Genomic DNA, 17769 nt, shown 5'->3' with positions numbered 1-17769 from the left:
CTGTCTTCCATTGACACATGTTCAACTCGGTGCTACGATTCATTCGAATAAATTAAATCTAACCTATTAACACTTTAAATATCGGATTATTTCGAAACGAGGAGCTGAAAAGCATGGCTGATCCTATGGATCACGCGATCGAGCGGTTTGAAAAAGCGTTTTTTACAATGTTCCAAAAACTCGGACCGGGATTGGCATTGCCTGCCGATCTGAATTTGACAGGGCCGCAGATCATGATGCTGTATACGATCGTCAAATGCGAGCCGTGCCAAGTCGGCCGGCTGGCCCAACGGATGGAAGTGACGCCGAGCGCGATTACCGTCATGATCGACCGACTGGTGCAGAACGGGTTCGTGCACCGGAAGCACGACGAGAACGACAGGCGCGTCGTGCTTCTGGAAGCGACCGAGCAGGCGCGCGAGGCGCTGCTCCGTATCCGGGCGCTCCGCTCGGAAGTGATCAACACCTACTTGTCCTATCTGGAGCCGCAGGAGCTGGAGCCGTTCCTGCAAAGCTTCGAGAAAATTGCCCATAAAATGTCCGAGTAAAACATAGAAGGGACCGCCCCGATGAACTGCCCCCTAATGGTTAGACACAGCCTAACCACATTGGAGGCAAGATCGTCGGAGCGGTCCTCTTTATGATCTGTGCGCTTAAAAATTCGGTATCAGTCTTATCAATTTATCCGGGGTGCCGTCGCCGTTCTTGTCGCCGTTGTTGCTTGTAATAATGTAGATCGAACGGTCTGGAGCTTCGATGACCTCACGGATCCGGCCGTAGGTGTTTTTATACAGGTAGCTCAGGTTGCCGATCACCGGCTTGCCGTTCTCCTCTTTCACCTGCATGCGGATAATCTGCTTCCCGACAAGGTTGGATACGAGCAGGTCGCCTTTCCACGGTCCGTCGGTAACGAAGGTGATGCCTGACGGCGCCCATCTTGTATTGCCGCTGTGGATAAGCGGCGGCGTGATGCCCGGCTTGTTCTGGTTATCGCCTTCGTAATCCGGCCATCCGTAGTTGGCTCCGGGCACGATATAGTTAATTTCGTCCTTGGCGGCTTCCCCGTGCTCCGAAGAGAAGAGCCGGTTCGTCCCCGGCTGCCAGGCCAGCCCTTGCGGATTGCGGTGGCCTCGCGTATACACCGGCGAGCTGGCTCCGAACGGGTTATCGCTCGGAATCGTGCCGTCCAGGTTCAACCTGAAAATTTTCCCTCCCAAGTACGTCAGCGTATCGTCCGTTTTGCCGTAATTGCCGTTGCTGAAATACAACTTGTTATCCGGGCCGACCTTGAGCCGTCCGCCGTTGTGATAGACCGCGCCGGGCAGCTTGTCGAGCAGCACTTTGTCGAGCTTCGCCGTATTGTTGTTCTCGATCAGGCGGACCAGACGATTTTTCACAGTATTATTGGAATCCTTGTAAGTATGATACAAGTACATATAATGGTTGGTCTCAAAATTCGGATCCAGCGCAATCCCCAGCAGCCCGCCTTCGCTTTTCGGCTGGTAGTAGAAAGGCGCTCCGAGCGTAATGACCGGCGTGCTGCGCACCTGGCCGTTGACGACCACGCGAACGCGGCCGCTGTTGCGCTCGGTGAAGAAAATCCGTCCGTCCGGAGCAAACGCCAACGCCCACGGAACCTCCAGATTATCCGCTACGACCTGCAGCGTATACGGATCGGTAGAAGTCGCCGAAGTCTTCACGGAAAGCGTATTGCTGGCGGCCGATACGTTACCCGCCAAATCTCTCGCTTTTACGGTGAAGCTGTACGTCGTGCTCGCCTTGAGGCCGCTGACGGTAAAGGTTGTGCCGGTCGGGCTGTCCACCAGTGTCCCGTCTTTGTACACCTCATATTTGAACACGCCCACATTGTCCGTCGACGCCGTCCAGGCCAAGGAAACGGAGGAGGAGGTTTTGCCGGGACTGGTCAAATTGGAAGGAGCCGTCGGGCTTTGCGTATCCGGCTGTGCCGCTGTCGTTACGCTGAGCGGTGTGCTGGCCTCCGATACCCGTCCTGCCGCATCTTTCGCTTTCACGGTAAAGCTGTACGTCGTGCTTGCCTTGAGGCCCGTCACCTTAAAGGATGTTGCCGTCGTCGTGCTGCCGGCAAGCTGGCCGTCCCGGTAAACGTCATAGCCGGTGACGCCGATATCGTCCACCGAGGCAAGCCACGTCAGGCCTACGCTGGTGTCCGTTTTGCTGTCCACAGCCACATTGGTCGGAGCCGTCGGCGGGTAGACGTCTCCCGACGCGTTGACGGTCACTTTGCTTATCGTAGCCGTGCTGGCCGTGTTCACGTCATGGCTGGTGACCGCCAGACCGAAGTATACATCCGTCCCCATGCCGACCGTTACGCTGCCGATGTCTCCCCAGTTCATGCCGTTATTGGAGACAAAGCCTTTGATCACGTTGCCGGTCCGCTGCAGCTTCACCCAAGCCGGGCTCGAAGACGCTTGTTTGACCGATTCCGTCGTTCCTCCCGCCGCAGTCCGGTACTGGAACGTAAAGCCGTTGGACGGGGACAGGAGCAGGTCGGCATGCTTCGCGTCGGCATTCAGGTTCTCGCGGATCATCACTCCCGCTTTCGCCCAGCCGTCCGTATTCGTTTGAGAGCTGATCAAGGCAACGATCGTCCCGTCGCCGCTCCAAGGCCGGTACACATAGCGGAATTGGTCCGACGTGCTCCAAATATCTTTGCCTGCACCGGATACGGTGAACACATCGGTATTCGCATCGTACTGAGCGCTGCCGGCTACGGCCGGGGAACCGATATCCTTCGACTGCCACGGAGCCGGAACTTCACCCGGACCCGGAGCGTTCGTCTTGACCGATAATGGCGAGCTGGCGGCCGATTGGTTGCCCGCGGCATCCTTGGCCTTGACCGTAAACGAATAAGCCGTGCTTGCGGTCAGCCCCGTTACCGTGTACGACGTATCGGTGACATCAGCCTTAACGAGCGTCCCGTCGCGGTAGATGTCGTAAGCGGTCACGGCGACGTTATCCGTCGAGGCGGTCCAGGTCAACGTCACGGTCGTATCCGTCTTGCCGGCCGCAGCTACGTTCGTCGGCTCGGTCGGAGCCGTCGTATCGGCCTTAGTCGTCACGCTGAGCGGGCTGCTGGCAGCCGACGAGTTTCCAGCGGCATCCTTCGCCTTGACCGTAAAGCTGTACGCCGTTCCTGGCGTCAGCCCTACGACGGAATACGAGGTGCCAAGCGGGCTTCCGATCAAGGTCCCGTCCTGGAACACGTCGTAGCCTGTAACCCCGACATTGTCCGTCGAACCAGTCCATGACAAGTCCACGGTCGTTTCGGTTTGGCCCGGCGAAGTCAAGCCCGTCGGGACGGAAGGCGCCGTCGTATCCGATCCGCCAAGGCTTACGTTGGTAAAAGTGGCTGTGTTCAGTTTCGAAACGTTATGGCTCGAAACGGCTAAGCCGACATAAACGCCGCTTCCCATCGCGACGCTTGTCTGGCTTACTTCCGTCCAGGTCGATCCGTCCGTGGAATAAGAGCCTTTGAACGTATTGCCGTCACGCTCAAGCTTCAGCCACGACGGACTCGTTGCATTCGTCTTCACGCTGGTCGTCGCCCCGCCCACATCGTTCCGGTACTGGAACGTATACAGGCCGGACGGAACCGCGGCGATATCGACGTGCTTCGCGTTCGCATCGAGCGTCTCGCGGATCATCAGGCCCGCCTTCGCGAAGTCGTCGGTATTGCCTTGCCCCGTCACTTGCGCTATGATCGCGCCGTTGCCGGTTAACGGCCGGTACACGTAGTGGAATTGGTCGGAGGTACCCCAGATGTCCTTGCCCGCTCCCTTAACCGTATACACGCCCGTACCGGCATTGAAGTCCGCGCTGCCTGCCAGCGCCGGTGACCCGATATCCTTGTTCGACCACGGACTGGGGACGGCTGCCAGCGCTCCGATGCTTCCACTGCCGTAGACGGCGGAGGTAGTCGTTGCCGGAATGTTCGAGTTCCCCGTTTCCGGGCTGTCTTGCCGCGCCTCCTGCCCGAACCCTTGAGCGGGCACCAGGAGCTGCAGCGCGAGCAGCACGGAAATCCCTAATGCTTTTGCCGCTTTGATCTTCATCCTCAAATCATGCTCCCTTCCAAGAATTTTGAAAAAAATAAGGCGTACAAGCCGCAGCCTTCGGTTTCCCCCACCTCCCTTCATAAGCGCTATCGGCTTCCTGCTTTCCCCTACAATGAAAAAAGAGACGGCAACCTTAGTTTTCAGAAACTTGAACTGAACGAAAAGGTGTCGTCTCTTGTTTAAGGGGATTTCAGACAGCGTCAACAAAGTGAAATCCATTATAAAGACCAGTATCCATATATTAACATCATCATACCTTCAAAACGGGGATTTTTCTATTTCCTTTATTGATCTTTTCCTTGCCGGATATTGACAAAGATTATTGATCGAAAAAAACGGGCCTTTTCGGGCCCGTCCATGTACTTGTTGAGAAAGTGATCATATTGAGGTAAATAGAGGCTACGATGGAGTGAGGTATCCACTTCCGACCGCTGTTGTCCTCGGGAAATTTTTATTGGAAGCTGCTTAGCAGCGGATATTTCCCGAAGACAAAGGCGGCCGCTACCGCTTCTCCAGTGGATACCCCACCTCCGTATGTATCTTTCTATTTAAGTCAAAAACCTCTTTCTCAACACTCTGAAGAGCCGTATTGCAGTTCTCTTTGAAATATTTTCGCGAATCCATCGCTCATTTCATTAATACCCCAATAACCCCAATTCACTTATACAAATCAAATTGCCGCCATTATTTGATGAAATATTGAGCCTATACTTGTTATAAGCTGTGGAATTGTTGATTTTATAACTATTGGCAACTGTTTTTGTCCAATTCGTTACGTTGGTTTGCGTATCCAAAGTAACCCACTTTTGTCCGTCGTACGCTTCAAAAACCCAAGATTTAGGTGACTGAAGAAACGCATGGGACGGATCATCTTGCTTCATTCGGATTGTATATTCCTTCACCGTTTTTGCAGATTTAAATTCATATTGTAGCCATCCAGTTGTTGCTCCATCCGATGTTTCCCACGGGGCACATCTATTATCAAAAGCATGAAAAGGTTTTGAATCCCAGCCTGTATCATAACTACTAGCGCTAGCAATACCGTAAACATCTTCATTTGAAGTCATAGCATGAACTAGCCCGTTATTTTCTCTAATACTGCATGAATCAACCGGTGGGTTGATTGGACCTGTTGGCGTTGTTGGGGTAACTCCGGAAACGTTCCATGGCTGACCGCCGTTAATAATGATCGTTGTATTTCCTAACGACCCGGAAATAAATCCGGAAGCAACAATGGTCGCTTTCTCACCGGAAGTAACCGTTATTTTTCCTGCATATGGGCGATCTGTGCATTTTTCATTTAGTCCACCGAACGTTTGGTGGTAGAATGCGCTCAAGAGTGGGCTAACGGAAATCGAAGTACCAGGGGTAATCGTAGAACTAATTCCGTTATATGTTGTTCCTGGAGCTACATACTGGGTGCCATCCGCTTTGATTAAATCTAATTTTACCGTCGCATTGGTATTACCCATATTTGTTAAATTTAAAGATAGTTCTACTTTTTGAGATTGATCGCAAAAAGTATTTGCAGGGATCGAAAAGGTCATTTCGTTGTTTCTCTCAGCAGGTTTGTCTTCTGCTAATGCAGCAGGAGCTGTCTGGCAAATTAATAAAACTAATAATAAAAACGTTAAATACTTTTTCAAATAAATCTCTCCTTTATTTCACTTATCTTGTTTTATTAACAAATAATAGACTACTAAAAATATCCATGGGTTGTCTAAACATAATAGAACTATTTTTCCAATATTATGGAATAATTTTACTAATTATTTCTGAGTGAACGGATTAGCCTACTCCAATATAAAAGGGAGCCACTTCTCTTCGAAGCGCTCCCAGTTGTTATTTATACATTATTGTGTCTTACGGAACCGCTGGACGATCGTAGTCTCCGCTTCGAGACTTACGATCATCCTTGCAGCGTAATGAAAACGGCGCCTACTCCTCCAGCGGCTTGCCGAATTCGTACAGCCTGCCTGCCGCGGCATCGGCAGCCAGCCGTTCCAGCCAGCGCAGCTCCGTGACGGCATGCTCCCAGCGGCCTTTCATCATATGCAGCACACTGCGAGGGACGGTAGGGATATGCTCCTCGTAGATATCATGCAGCAAGGCTACGATACGGCGCTGCTCTTCGATCTTTTGCGAGATAATGGTATGAATGCGCTGCGCATCCCCGTGAAAGGCGAATACCAGCGCCGCATACATCGGGTGAAAGACGGTAGTGCGGCTCTCGAACTGCTCCAGCAGCAGGCGGTGAAACAGCAGCCTGCCTTCTTCCGTAATCCGGTAGACGGTGCGGTCCGGACGCCCGCTCTCCTTCACGATTTCCAGCGCCTCGATATACCCTTCTTTATTCAGCGTATCGATGGCGTAGTACAGCGAGCCTTCCTGCATTTTAATGTAATGGAGCATGGCCCGCTCCTTCATTTTATGCCGCAATTCGTAGGGATGGCTGTCTCCTTCCATGAGCAGACCCAAAATGACGAGTTTCATGGACAACCGTATTCACCTGCCTTACATATGCTGCGGGGCATGAATGCCGGAGCCCTCATCCGGATTGCCGCCTTCTTTACGGGGGCCTCTTGCCGGAACTTCCATTTTGGCTTTGCCCATCAGCAGAATAAAGACGAGCGCGAGCACGGCCATAACGATGGTCACCTGAAATACATAGGCGATGGAATCCGCAAGACCGACCATCATTTTCTCCAGCACCGGCTTCGGAACGTTCGCCTGAAATTCCGGCGACAGCAGCGCCCTCGGATCGGCCGGCGTCTTCGCACCCGCTCCGGCGGGCAGCAGCTCGGCCAATCGGCGGCTCAGCGCGGACGCTTGCAGCGCGCCCAGCACCGTCAGGCCGACGGCGGAGCCGATCGAACGGAAAAAGCCGACCAGTGAGGTGACGGTGCCGCGAAACCGGAAGTCGACGTTATGCAGCGAAGAAATCGACGTCACCGGGAAGCCCGTGCCGATGCCGAGACCCATCAGAATCATATAAAGCGTAATTTGCCAACGGGGCGTGTCGATGGACACGAGGCTGAGCAGCGCGGTTGCGATCAGCAGCAGCAGAACGGAGCCGAGCATGATGCCCCGATACGACAGCTTTCCGATAAACCGCCCGCCGATCGCACTGCTGGCAACCACGCCGAGCATCATCGGCGTCAGCACGAGTCCGGCGCTCGTCGCCGACCCTTGAAATACCCCTTGAATGAACAGCGGTATGTATGTCGCCGCGGACATCATCAGCGCCCCGTAGAAGAAACAGACGCCCATACTGGCGGTAAACAGCCGGTTGCCGAAGAGCGGAAGCGGCACGACCGGGGAAGCGGCGCGCATCTCTATCCGGATGAACAGCAGAAGGAAGACGACCGCTATAGCGAACAAGCCGATGATCTGCACCGAATCCCATGCATACTCCTTGCCCCCGAGCTCCAATCCGAACATCAGGCTCAAGATCGAAACGGCAAACACGAATGTTCCCAGCCAGTCGATTCTTTGGTTCGGATTGTTCGGCAGCACCGGATGATAAAACAGCGAAATAAGAATCAGCGACACGATACCCAGCGGCAGATTAATATAGAAAATCCACGTCCAATGCACGTGATCGGTGAAATAAGCGCCCGCCAGCGGCCCGAGCACGCTCGATATGCCGAAGACGGCACCGAACAGACCTTGCATCTTGCCCCGCTTCTCCGGGGGAAAAATATCAAAGATAATAGCAAACGTAATCGGCATCAGCGCGCCGCCGCCGATCCCTTGGATGGCGCGGTAAACGATCAGCTGCGTCATCGTCGTCGAGGTGCCGCAAAGCGCCGAGCCGATCATAAACACGACAAGACCGAGCAAAAAAAACAGCTTCCGGCCGTACATATCGCCGAGCTTGCCGAAGATCGGCATCGATACGACGTTAGCGATCAAGTACGCGGAAAATACCCATACGTACTTGTCGAGCCCTCCGAGCTTACCGATAATCGTCGGCATGGCGGTCGAGACGATCGTCTGATCGAGCGAGGCTAGCAGCAGCCCGAGCATCAATGCGCCGACCGTCCATGCCGTATTTGTTTTCTTCTGAACCATAAGTTGCTCCTTACTTTACCTGAGTGTATTTTTAGTGCTAAACTAAATTATACTCAAATTTGAGTAGGTGACAAGAGCAAGTGTGATTTTTTTCTCCGGGCGTAGTTTGCCCTAATCTTTCAAGTATCATATAATGGAGTAAGTCAAGAAATTGTATTTATGCTTAATAAATAAATGATAAAATTTGCTTATTCTGAGAATGCTATGAAAGCGTTCGCGCCCCGATGAGGAGGAACGATGTGAATCTCAATCAGTTGGAAACGCTCATTACGATATCCAAGACCATGAGCTTTCGCAAAGCGGGCGAAATTCTGAATCTGACCCAGCCGGCCGTTTCGGCGCAAATTAAAAGTCTGGAAGACGAATTCAAAACGGTGCTGATCGACCGCAACCAGCCGGTTACGCTGACCGACAGCGGCCAAGTCTTTCTTGAACATGCGGAGATCATTTTACAGACGGTCGAAGATTTGAAGCAGCGGCTTTCGGATTTGAACCAAACGCCGCAAGGACATATTCATCTGGGAACGACAACTTCGATTGCGATCCAAATTTTGCCTAGGGTGCTTTCTTATTTTCAGAACCAGTTCCCCTTGATCAAAACGACCATCCATTCGATGACCACCTCGCAAATCATGCACAGCGTCGAGAACGGAACGATCGATATCGGCATCACCTACCTGTTCGACAAGCATCCCGCGCTCGAAAGCTCCGTGCTTTATTACGATACGTTCGAGCTGGTCGTCTCCCCCGATCATCCGCTTGCGCGTTTCGCGCATGTGCCGATCGAGCGGCTTCACGAGCTGCCGCTGATCATGCTGTCTCCGGAAACGGCCGGACGGAGGTTCGTGGACCAAATTCTGAAGCAGTTGTACATCACCCCGCAGGTCGTGATGGAGCTATCCAGCAGCGAGGAAGTGAAACGGATGGTGGAGCTGAATCTCGGAGCGGCGATCATCTCGAAGCTGTCGATCCAAAGCGAGCTGCGCCTCGGGACGCTCAAGATGATCAAGGTGAACGAGCTCGAGATCAGCCACCCGGTCGGAGTGGTGTACAAGTCGGGACGCTATCTGAGCTCGGCGCTGCATCAGTTTCTGGAGGATTTGAAGGGCATGCAGGAAACTCAATTCATAGGTTCGGAGTGAGGGAACGCCATGAAATTCGATTTGCATACGCATCACGAACGGTGCGGTCACGCGACCGGAACTATCCGCGACTATATCGAAGCGGGGATCAAAAACGGCCTGCAAGTCATCGGAATTTCCGATCATTCGCCGTACTTTGCAAGCAGCGTGGACCGGGAGCAGCCCGGCATCGCGATGGCGAAGAGCGAGTTCGCCCGTTACGTGGAGGAAGTGCTGAAGCTGAAGGAGGAGTACCGCGGACGTATTGACGTTCTGCTGGGAGTCGAATCGGACTTCTTCCCCGAGGTGGCGGACGTATACCGCAAAGTGTACGAGCAGTATCCGTTCGACTATATCATCGGGTCGGTGCATTTGTCGGGCGGCGTCAGCATCTTCAACCGGAAGCGGTGGAACGGACTGACGGACCGTCAAAAGGTGGAGCAAAAGGAGCTGTACTACGATCTGATCGAGCAGTCCGCGCGCAGCGGCATGTTCCAGATTCTCGGCCATATCGATGCGATGCGCGGCTTCTATCCGGCCTTCTCCGATATTCAGACCGACGCGGTAGACCGCACGCTGCAGACCATCGCAAAGTACGACATCGCCATCGAGATCAACACCTCCGGGAAAACGAAGGATTGCGGCGGCTGGTACCCGATCGACGAAATTTTGGAGCGGGCGCTTCATTTCGGCGTTCAGGTTTCGTTCGGCTCGGACGCGCACGTCCCTTCCCGGGTTGGCGACGACTGGGATGAAGTAGCGGCAAGGCTGAAGGAAATCGGGTTCCGCGAATGGGTGTACTACAAGGAAAAACAAAAGCAGGTCGTCCCTTTATAGAGCACGGGCAAAAAAATATCCGGCAAATTCCCCGAGGGCCGAGGAATTTGAGCCGGATATTTGTGCTTTGACGGCCGTTCGGCCGCGCTTATCTTGCTGTCCGCTTTGGTCCTGCGGCCCGCGCGGGCTTCGCAAGCGCCCGGGAACGGGGCTTGCGTACGCCCTTGGCCGGAAGCCGGAGGCTCTTGACCTTCGCTCCGCCGCCGAACAGACCGCCTAAGCCCCCGAAGCTGCTGAACAGCTTGAAGATCGGGCCGATCTGCTTTACGATGGTGAACACCTTCTGCACCTTGCCCATGGTGGAAATGATGCCGTCGAGACCTCCGATCGAATTGAAAAACGAGAGGAAGCCCCCGCCGCCACCGGCGCCTTTGGCCACCTCCGCAGCGCCTACGCCTCCGCCGGGTACGCCGCTTACGGTACGTCCAATGCTGGAAAAGCCGCCTAAACCTCCGCCGATGCCGAACGGGCTGAACAGTCCCCGCACCTGTGCCGTATTCATATGGGGAGGGATTCGTACCGGACGCAGCGGGCAAGAGGCGCCTCGTTTTGCCGATTTGGCTGTACGGGCCGAAGCTCGTTTTGGAGTAACATGATGCTTTTTATTGTTCATTCGTCGATCCCTTCCTTAGCCGAGAAACTGAATCCGACTTGTCTGATACATCAGCGTATGTCGGTCTGCCCTTCCGCGTATGGGTATGTGGACCGATCGAAGGAAAATGGGTGTATATTTAGGAAAAAACACATGTTCAATGGGAGGTACTTCAAATATGACGATCCGCCGCGCTACGGCTCATGACGCGATGCAGCTCAGCGAGCTGTCATTTCGCGCGAAAGCTTATTGGGGCTACGATCCGCAGTTTATGGAAGCCTGCCGCGAGGACCTGACGCTGCGCCCCGAACATATCCATTCGTCGGCCGTCTACCTGCTTGAGACGGACGGCGGTGAAATCGCCGGCTTTTACAGCCTGCTGCCTCCGGGTTCGGGCGGTTCGTCCGATGCCGTGGCGGAGCTGGACAGCCTGTTCATCGCCCCCGAGTACATCGGCCGCGGGTACGGGAAACGGCTGTGGAGCCATATGCTCGCTACCGCCGACGAGCTCCACCTCCCCCGCATCCGCATTCACAGCGATCCCCATGCGGAAGCATTTTACGCCAAAATGGGCGCCGTGCGGATCGGCGAAATCGAATCCACCGTTTTCCCGGACCGGAAGCTCCCACTGATGGAGCTGATCCTTACTGCTCCATGATTTCGAACGAAACCTGCAAAGGAGGAAGCGTCATGCTCCATGAGATGACCGATATCGCGGGCAAAAAAATCGTCATTATCGACGATGAACCGGACCTCGTCAACCTCCTCGATGCCGTACTGCGCAAAGAAGGCTTCCGCCTGGTGTACAAAGCGGCCACCGGCCTTGCTGGCATCGAGCTGTGCCGCAGCGAAAAGCCGGATCTGATCGTCCTTGACGTCATGCTGCCGGATCTCGACGGCTTTGCCGTCTGCCAGCAGCTGCGGCAATTCACGCTTGCGCCGATCTTTTTCCTGTCTGCCAAAAACGAAGACGTGGACAAGCTGCTGGGGCTCAGCCTCGGCGGTGACGACTATATCACAAAGCCGTTCAGCCCGAAGGAAGTCGCGTACCGGATGAAAGCGTATTTCCGCCGCAACCGGTACGCGGCCATACAGAAGGAAAGCCGAAGCATCTACGAATTCGGCAGCGTGACGATCGACGAGAAGCAGGGCGAAGTACGCAAGCACGGCATTCCCGTGACGCTCACCGCGAAGGAATACCAGCTCTTGCTGTTTCTGGCCCGGCACCCGGGACAGCTGTTCAGCAAGGCGCATTTGTACGAAACGGTATGGGGCGATTCGTATACGGGGTACGACAATACCGTGATGGTGCATATGCGCCACCTGCGGGAAAAGCTGGAGGACAAGCCGTCGGAGCCGGAATATTTGCTGACCGTGCGGGGACTCGGCTATAAGCTGCAGCGAAAGGACGGCCGTCCGTGAAGTGGAAAGTCATTATCCAATTCCTGTTATCCATGTCGACGCTGGCGATCCTGATTTTGATCGTCAATTATACGGCGCTCTATTTTTTAGCCGGTGGTCCGGCCTTCGAAAACGGAAGAACGGCCGCTTTCGCCGAGCGGTTTACGCACGACTTCGGGCAGCGCATCGCCTTGCAGGGCGGACGGCCGTACGTCACTCCGGAAGGTCTGGAGGAATTGGACCGCCAGCGAGCGTGGATTCAAATTTTGGACGAATCCGGCGCGGAAGCGTTCGCCTATCATAAGCCGCCGCATGCCCTAACGCATTACTCGCCCAGCGAAATCGCATTTTTTTATAAATATGCCGTCAAAAATTTTACCGTCTTTATCAGCCGCGTGGAAGATAACGGCTATCATTGGAGCTACATGATCGGCTTTCCGGTAGAAACGGTAGCCAAATATTTTCTATATATCAGCCCGAAAAATGTGCAAACGTTTTTCCCGAACGGCCTTTACATCCTCCTCGGGGTGACGCTGGGCGGTACGTTGATCATCGGCTATTTGTTCGCCAGGAGACTTTCCCGACCGGTACGGACCGTTATCGACGCGATCCGCGAGCTTGCGGACGGCCGTTATGAGCTCCGCCTTACGCCGAAAGGAATCTATAAAGATGTGTACCGCAGCCTGCTTCACCTCTCCTCTACCCTGTCGTCCCTTAAGCAGCACCGGGATCGCGTGGACCGCATGCGGGAGGAATGGATCGCTGGCTTGTCCCACGATTTGAAAACGCCGCTCTCCTCCATCAAAGGCTACGGCGAAGTGCTTGCCGAGACAAACTACGACCTCAGTCCCGACGAGCGGACCGGCTATGCGGCAACGATCGTGCGCAATGCCGCTTATATGGAGGGTTTGCTGGACGATTTGCGGCTGACGTCTCAGCTTAAGCACAATCTCCTGCCGATGGATAAGCGGGAAAGCGATGTCGTCCGGCTGCTGCAGGAAACCGTCATTTTGCTGCTTAACAGCCCGGAAGGCGAGGACCGGACGATATCGTTCGATGCGCGTCCGCAGACGATCCCGTTGTCCTTTGACGCCAAGCTGCTGCAGCGCGCGTTCCTGAATCTTCTCTTCAACGCGCTCGTCCACAATCCCGCCGGAACGCAGGTGCAGGTCGCCGTCTCGGGCGACGAGAGCGGTGTGCGGGTAGTCATCGCCGACAACGGCGTTGGCATCTCCAAGGAAGATATGGCCAAGCTGTTCGACCGTTACTACCGCGGCACGAATACGGCGACAAGCCATCAAGGCTCGGGGCTCGGACTTGCGATCGCCCGGCAAATTATCGAAGCGCACGACGGAAAGGTCGAAGTGGAAAGCCGGCTTGGGCACGGTACGACGATCATCGTCCATTTTCCGCAAACTTAAGCCGGATTTAAGATAAACTAAAGCGAAGCTTAAATCCCATACGATACCATGCTCTTGTCGAACGAAAGGAGCATGGTTTTTTTATGAGCGAATTCATCTTGGAAACGAAACGGTTATCAAAACAATTCAAGTCGTTCGCCGCGGTCAAAGGGGTCGATTTGCAGGTAAGGCCGGGCGAAGTGTACGGCTTCCTCGGTCCGAACGGCGCAGGCAAAACGACGACGATCCGCATGCTACTCGGGCTGATTCGTCCGACGCAGGGCGAGGTGCGCGTCTTCGGGCAAGACTTGGCCCGGCATCGGCTCGATATCTTGCGCCGGGTCGGCTCGCTGGTCGAGTCTCCGTCGTATTACGGCAATCTGAGCGCCTATGACAATTTGGAGATCACCCGCAAGCTGCTCGGCGCAAGGAAAACCGATATCGACAAAGTGCTGGAAACGGTAAGGCTGTCCGAATGGCGCAACAAAAAAGTCAAAACGTTCTCCCTCGGCATGAAGCAGCGGCTCGGCATCGCGCAGGCGCTGCTGGGCAATCCGATGCTGCTCGTGCTCGATGAACCGACCAACGGCCTTGACCCTGCCGGCATTCTCGAAATCCGCGAGCTGATCGCCCGCCTGCCGGAAGAACGCGGCTTGTCGGTGCTCGTCTCCAGCCATATTTTGAACGAAATCGAGCTGATTGCCAGCCGTGTCGGCATTATTTACAAGGGCGAGCTGCTGTTCCAAGGCTCGCTTCAGGAGCTTCGGGAGCAGAACAAAACGATGCTGCGGATCGATGCCGCTCCGCTCGTGGAGGCGGGCAATTTCCTGCTGGCCCGGGGCCATCAAGTGGAAAAGCGTCACAACAGCCTGTACGTCGACATGTCGAGAACGAACGCTGCCCGTCTGAACCGCGATCTGGTTACGGCCGGTTTCGACGTCTCACACGTCAGCGAGAATACACCGTCGTTGGAAGATATCTTCCTGACGATGACGAAGGGAGCGCAAAGCTTGTGAAGGGTTGGAGCGTCATTGCGGCAGAACTGTACAAGCAGAAAAAAGGCGTGTTATGGAAGCTTGCCTTCGGTGGTCCGGCCCTGGTCTCCCTGCTCATTTTCCTGAACATGTCTATGCGCTACGATTATTTGATGCAGCGGCATGCAGGGAAAACGTCGTGGGAAGCGATGCTGAACGAAGTGTTTTTTCTGTGGGCCTTCTTTCTCCCGATCGGGGTTACACTGCTGGCGGCTATCGTCCATTTCCGCGAATATAGCGAGAACGCCTGGAAGCACCTGCTGAGTCTGCCGGTGAAGCGGGGGCACGTGTATGCGGCCAAGTGGTTCGTCATTGTGCTTGCAACCGTCTTGTCGGTGCTGGCGCTTATGGCCGGACTGCGGCTGTGCGGGCTCGTCATCGGCTTTCCCGAACCGTTCCCCTTCGGCCTCTATGGACAGTATGCGCTGTACCTGATCTTTTCGTCGCTCGGCATCGCCAGCGTGCAGCATTGGCTCAGCTCCCGCTTCCGCAATACGATTATTCCGGTCGCCGTCGGCGTGTCTGGCACCGTAGGCGCGATCTTCCTCGCTCAATCGGAATGGACGCGCTACTTGCCATATGCGGCCCCGCTGTTCACCATGCCGGGTCCGGAAGGGGACGCCGGCGTCTCGATCGTGAGCGGGCTGCTCTTCGGAACCGCAGCGCTGTTGGCCGGTATGCTCGAATTCGGAAAAAGGGATATTTTGTAATCCCAAGCCAAGGAGGTACGCTGGAGATGAAGTCGTTATTTGCCGCCGAATGGCTGAAATTAAAGCATTCGCGCATCCTATGGATCGTTATTCTCATGCCGATGTTGTTAACCGCTCAAGGCGTTGGCAATTTTGCCCGCTACACCGACGTATGGACCCGGGACGATTGGACCGTCATTATCGAGCAGTGTCTCATTTTTTACCCGCCGATGCTGCTGCCGTTTTTTATCGCCATTGTGATCGCGCTTATGATCCGCATCGAGCACAGCCATAACGGCTGGAAGCATCTGCTCGCGCTGCCGGTGCGACGCGGGTACATTTATGCGGCCAAGTTCGGCCTCGCGCTGCTGCTGGTCGTTCTGAATATCGCCGTCTTCGGCGCAAGCATCGTCGCCGCGGGCCTGGTCGTCGGGGCGAACGGCCCTCTCCCGCTGGACCGGATCGCACTGCCGCTTCTGCGCCTGATCCCGGCGGTGCTGCCGATTATGGCGATTCAATTCTGGCTCAGTCTGCGCTACCGTCATATCGGCATCCCGCTAGGCATCGGGATCGGGCTGGCGATCCCCTCGCTCCTTGTGGCGAATACGAAATATTGGATCGTCTATCCGTGGACCTACCCAACGATGGCCGCGCTCGCGAGTCACAGCAGTACCTTCAGCAAAGGCCCGCTTCTGTACGGCGTGGTAGCCCTTGTCTTTCTTCTGGTCACCGTCTTCGGCTTCAACGAGTTCAGACGGCGGGACATTCTGTAAATAGCATAAATCTTAAGCGAAGGCTTTCCGTTTTCGGGAACCTTCGCTTTTTATTTTTCCCGGGAGCATTTTCCTATCGATGTGCCATTTATGTGATATACTTAATGAACGCAGGTACATGCAAAGATGCTTATAGTATACATTTATATACCGAAAGGAAATGAGCGAATGAGCAAGAAAATAAACGGCGGCTGTAGCGTTCCCAATTTTGAAGGCTGCCCTGTCGAGTTTACGCTGGATGTCATCGGAGGCAAATGGAAGGGTATTCTGCTCTACCATTTGATCAATGGAACGAAACGGTTCAATGAATTCCGCCGCATCTGCCCGGCCATTACTCAACGGATGCTGACCCTGCAGCTTCGAGAACTGGAAGAGGACGGCATCGTGCATCGCGAAGTATACCAGCAGGTTCCGCCTAAAGTGGAATATTCGCTCACCGAATTCGGCCGGACGCTGGAACCGATCATTTTGCAGATGAAGCAGTGGGGGGAAACGTACCGAGGCCGGATGAACGATACGTCCAAAGCCGTGGCTGTGGAGCAAGAACGGTAGCTTTACCTTGCTTGGGTGATCCATGGAAAAGTAAAGGAAGTCCTTGAATTCGAAGGACTTCCCTTTTTATTATTGCGCAGGACCGTGAACCGTAACCGCTAAGCCGGGGTAAGCGGCTGCGAGCTGGGCTGCCCGCTCCTCGATCCGTTTCCGCTCAAAGCCCGCGCCAAACAGCTCGCGATTCGGCCGGAATGTGACGCTCGTGCCTGTCGCCTCCGTCAAGCCGACTGCGAGCAGCTCCGTCTGCGGGATGCCCTGCTTGTAGTCTTGACGGTGCACCTTCCCTTCGCGCTTGATTTCAACCGACAACGATTCGGAAAGAGCATTGACCACCGCGATGCCGATCCCTTTCTCCGCGCCGGGCGAAACAAACGGCGCATTGCCGCTCGACTCGGCAGCAATATCGGTCAGAACCCTCTGCACATTCGAGAGGTTCGAGGAAGGGATAGGCTGTACCGGAATGCCGCGTCCGTTATCCGCTACGGTTACCGTATAGTCGTCGTGCACAAAGATATGGACTTCGCTGCAATAGCCGGCCCGATGCTCCAGCACGCTGTTTTCTAAGACGGCCCATAATAATATGTGCGTATCGTAGCCTCCTTGCTCCCGTCCCAAGTAAGCGCCCGCATTGCTTCTGACCTCCGTCATATCCATGTAATCGCTCGTGTCGATCAGATCGGAGAGCGCGGCCAGCAGCAGCAGCAATGGCAGCATCCGATGGGCGGGAAGCGTATAGCCTCCTCCCGGCTCTTGAACGAGCAGATCCGCCCCAAGCAGAGCTTTCAGATGATGATAGAGCTGTCCGGTCGTCCCCATATTCAGCCGTTCCACCAAGGCGGCCCCGGATAACGGTTCGTTCACGACAGCCCGCAAAATATCCAGCCGCTGCTTATGCCCGAGCGCAGACAGCACTTTGGACGCTTTGTCCGTACTCAGACGAAGCAGGTCGTCCATCCGCCGCTCTTGCGGCACCCACTGGAAGACGCGCCCCTTACCTTCATAATGGCCGGAATATTGAACACTCCCACCACCTGCGCTAATAACGCTGAGGTAGGGGATTCTTGCGAACAGAGAAGCATCCTTCTCTTCTTGAGCAAGCGATCCCTGCGGTTCCCGCAGTTCAGTTGGCCTTCGCCAACAAGCGCAGTCCTTCTTGCAAGATGTTCATGCTGGCATTGTGGTCACGGTCATGGTGCGTC

Annotated in this window: 16 protein-coding genes; 10 read left to right on the top strand and 6 right to left on the bottom strand. The window is 54.9% G+C overall.

Annotated elements, in window-relative coordinates:
* Nucleotides 1-113: 113 nt before the first annotated feature.
* Nucleotides 114-548 carry a MarR family winged helix-turn-helix transcriptional regulator gene (locus tag NI000_RS33900; protein ID WP_253415743.1) on the top strand — a complete coding sequence of 145 codons (435 nt, stop codon included), beginning with the start codon at nt 114-116 and terminating at the stop codon, nt 546-548.
* A 105-nt stretch (nt 549-653) separates the two neighbouring features.
* Here NI000_RS33900 and NI000_RS33895 read toward each other — a convergent pair whose 3' ends face one another.
* The 4 genes from NI000_RS33895 to NI000_RS33880 form a co-directional block, all read right to left on the bottom strand.
* Nucleotides 654-4094 (bottom strand): PQQ-dependent sugar dehydrogenase, encoded by a 3441-nt coding sequence (locus NI000_RS33895; RefSeq protein ID WP_253415741.1) that lies wholly within the window; start codon nt 4092-4094, stop codon nt 654-656.
* A gap of 638 nt (nt 4095-4732) precedes the next feature.
* Nucleotides 4733-5743 carry a discoidin domain-containing protein gene (locus tag NI000_RS33890; RefSeq protein WP_253415740.1) on the bottom strand — a complete coding sequence of 337 codons (1011 nt, stop codon included), beginning with the start codon at nt 5741-5743 and terminating at the stop codon, nt 4733-4735.
* Nucleotides 5744-6035: 292 nt separating this feature from the next.
* Nucleotides 6036-6596 carry a PadR family transcriptional regulator gene (locus tag NI000_RS33885; RefSeq protein ID WP_253415739.1) on the bottom strand — a complete coding sequence of 187 codons (561 nt, stop codon included), beginning with the start codon at nt 6594-6596 and terminating at the stop codon, nt 6036-6038.
* Nucleotides 6597-6611: 15 nt separating this feature from the next.
* Nucleotides 6612-8171, bottom strand: a complete 1560-nt coding sequence (locus NI000_RS33880) for an MDR family MFS transporter (RefSeq protein WP_253415738.1) — start codon at nt 8169-8171, stop codon at nt 6612-6614.
* Nucleotides 8172-8410: 239 nt separating this feature from the next.
* On the opposite strand from NI000_RS33880, the gene NI000_RS33875 reads away from it, so the two are divergent.
* On the top strand, nt 8411-9313 hold the full coding sequence (locus NI000_RS33875) for a LysR family transcriptional regulator (RefSeq protein WP_036679025.1): 903 nt from the start codon (nt 8411-8413) through the stop codon (nt 9311-9313).
* A gap of 9 nt (nt 9314-9322) precedes the next feature.
* Entirely contained in the window at nt 9323-10129 is an 807-nt protein-coding gene (locus tag NI000_RS33870) for a histidinol-phosphatase (protein WP_216788766.1), read from the top strand.
* An 88-nt stretch (nt 10130-10217) separates the two neighbouring features.
* On the opposite strand, the gene NI000_RS33865 is transcribed toward NI000_RS33870, so the two are convergent.
* A complete protein-coding gene (locus tag NI000_RS33865; protein ID WP_253415737.1) occupies nt 10218-10742 on the bottom strand; it encodes a hypothetical protein in 525 nt (174 codons plus the stop codon).
* A gap of 157 nt (nt 10743-10899) precedes the next feature.
* Here NI000_RS33865 and NI000_RS33860 point away from each other — a divergent pair, with 157 nt between their 5' ends.
* The 7 genes from NI000_RS33860 (at nt 10900) to NI000_RS33830 (ending at nt 16570) form a co-directional block, all read left to right on the top strand.
* A complete protein-coding gene (locus tag NI000_RS33860; protein WP_253415736.1) occupies nt 10900-11379 on the top strand; it encodes a GNAT family N-acetyltransferase in 480 nt (159 codons plus the stop codon).
* A 32-nt stretch (nt 11380-11411) separates the two neighbouring features.
* A complete protein-coding gene (locus NI000_RS33855; RefSeq protein ID WP_253415735.1) occupies nt 11412-12143 on the top strand; it encodes a response regulator transcription factor in 732 nt (243 codons plus the stop codon).
* Entirely contained in the window at nt 12140-13543 is a 1404-nt protein-coding gene (locus tag NI000_RS37020) for a sensor histidine kinase (protein WP_253415734.1), read from the top strand. Before NI000_RS33855 ends, NI000_RS37020 begins: the two co-directional genes overlap by 4 nt.
* A gap of 83 nt (nt 13544-13626) precedes the next feature.
* Nucleotides 13627-14538, top strand: a complete 912-nt coding sequence (locus tag NI000_RS33845; RefSeq protein ID WP_253415733.1) for an ABC transporter ATP-binding protein — start codon at nt 13627-13629, stop codon at nt 14536-14538.
* Nucleotides 14535-15266 (top strand): ABC transporter permease, encoded by a 732-nt coding sequence (locus NI000_RS33840; RefSeq protein ID WP_253415732.1) that lies wholly within the window; start codon nt 14535-14537, stop codon nt 15264-15266. Before NI000_RS33845 ends, NI000_RS33840 begins: the two co-directional genes overlap by 4 nt.
* A gap of 26 nt (nt 15267-15292) precedes the next feature.
* Nucleotides 15293-16018: an ABC transporter permease gene (locus NI000_RS33835; RefSeq protein ID WP_253415731.1), complete on the top strand. Its 726-nt coding sequence runs from the start codon at nt 15293-15295 to the stop codon at nt 16016-16018.
* Nucleotides 16019-16186: 168 nt separating this feature from the next.
* Nucleotides 16187-16570, top strand: a complete 384-nt coding sequence (locus NI000_RS33830; protein ID WP_253415730.1) for a winged helix-turn-helix transcriptional regulator — start codon at nt 16187-16189, stop codon at nt 16568-16570.
* Between the two features lie 69 nt (nt 16571-16639).
* On the opposite strand, the gene NI000_RS33825 is transcribed toward NI000_RS33830, so the two are convergent.
* Nucleotides 16640-17542 carry an ATP-binding protein gene (locus tag NI000_RS33825; protein ID WP_375541030.1) on the bottom strand — a complete coding sequence of 301 codons (903 nt, stop codon included), beginning with the start codon at nt 17540-17542 and terminating at the stop codon, nt 16640-16642.
* Between the last annotated feature and the right edge of the window lie 227 nt (nt 17543-17769).

The organism is Paenibacillus tyrphae, assembly GCF_024158745.1.
In the GTDB taxonomy this organism is placed as follows: Bacteria; Bacillota; Bacilli; order Paenibacillales; family NBRC-103111; genus Paenibacillus_G; species Paenibacillus_G tyrfis_A.
This window is presented reverse-complemented; position numbering and strand designations above follow the sequence as displayed.